Origin of the sequence: Finegoldia sp. BIOML-A4, from assembly GCF_009679635.1 — a bacterium.
Classification (GTDB): Bacteria; Bacillota; Clostridia; order Tissierellales; family Peptoniphilaceae; genus Finegoldia; species Finegoldia magna.
On the sequence record NZ_WKZC01000021.1, the window covers coordinates 1 to 1,195 of the forward strand.

1 protein-coding gene is annotated in these 1,195 nt (G+C 40.3%); it reads right to left on the reverse strand.

The window, feature by feature from the left end; all coding sequences use genetic code 11:
• Window position 1: 1 nt before the first annotated feature.
• On the reverse strand, window positions 2-1,195 hold the full coding sequence (gene tuf, locus GKG01_RS08975; RefSeq protein ID WP_002835370.1) for an elongation factor Tu: 1,194 nt from the start codon (window positions 1,193-1,195) through the stop codon (window positions 2-4).

Genomic DNA, 1,195 nt, shown 5'->3' on the forward strand with positions numbered 1-1,195 from the left:
ATTATTCTATAATTTTAGAAACAACGCCAGCTCCTACTGTTCTTCCGCCTTCTCTGATGGCAAATCTTAATCCTTCTTCGATTGCGATTGGAGTGATTAATTCGATTATGAATTTTGCGTTATCTCCTGGCATTACCATTTCTACGCCTTCTTCTAATGCGATGTTTCCTGTTACATCTGTTGTTCTGAAGTAGAATTGTGGTCTGTATCCTGAGAAGAATGGTGTGTGTCTTCCACCTTCTTCTTTTGTTAATACGTATACTTCTGCTTCAAATTTTGTGTGTGGGTGGATTGTTCCAGGTGCTGCTAATACTTGTCCTCTTTCGATGTCTTCTCTTTGTACACCTCTTAGTAATGCTCCGATGTTATCTCCTGCTTCTGCTTCGTCAAGTTGTTTTCTGAACATTTCTACACCTGTTACTACTACTGTTCTTTTTTCTGTTGTAAGTCCTACGATTTCTACGTTGTCTCCTACTTTTACTTTTCCTCTTTCTACTCTACCTGTAGCTACTGTTCCACGTCCTGTGATTGTGAAAATGTCTTCTACTGGCATTAGGAATGGGTGGTCAACGTCTCTTACTGGAGCTGGGATCCATTCGTCTACTTCTTCCATCAATTTCATGATTTTGTCTCCCCATTCTCCGTCTGGATCTTCTAATGCTTTTAATGCTGATCCTACTACGATTGGTGTGTTGTCTCCATCGTATTCGTATTCGTTTAATAATTCACGTACTTCCATTTCAACTAATTCGATTAGTTCTGGGTCGTCTACTTGGTCTTCTTTGTTTAAGAATACTGCGATTTTTGGTACGCCTACTTGTCTTGCTAACAAGATGTGTTCTCTTGTTTGTGGCATTGGACCGTCTGCTGCACTTACTACTAGGATTGCTCCGTCCATTTGTGCTGCTCCTGTGATCATGTTTTTAACGTAGTCAGCGTGGCCTGGACAGTCTACGTGTGCGTAGTGTCTTTTTTCTGTTTCGTATTCTACGTGAGAAGTGTTGATTGTGATTCCTCTTTCTCTTTCTTCTGGTGCTTTGTCGATGTTAGCGTAGTCTACGAATTCTCCTGAGCCCATTCTCTTGTTTAATACAAGTGTTACGGCTGCAGTTAATGTTGTTTTACCGTGGTCAACGTGACCTATTGTACCAATGTTAACATGTGGTTTTGTTCTTTCAAATTTAGCTTTACTCAT

Excerpts from the sequence above, each read along its gene's own strand:
- tuf (WP_002835370.1), bottom strand. The coding sequence starts at position 1,195 with ATGAGTAAAGCTAAATTTGAAAGAACAAAACCACATGTTAACATTGGT.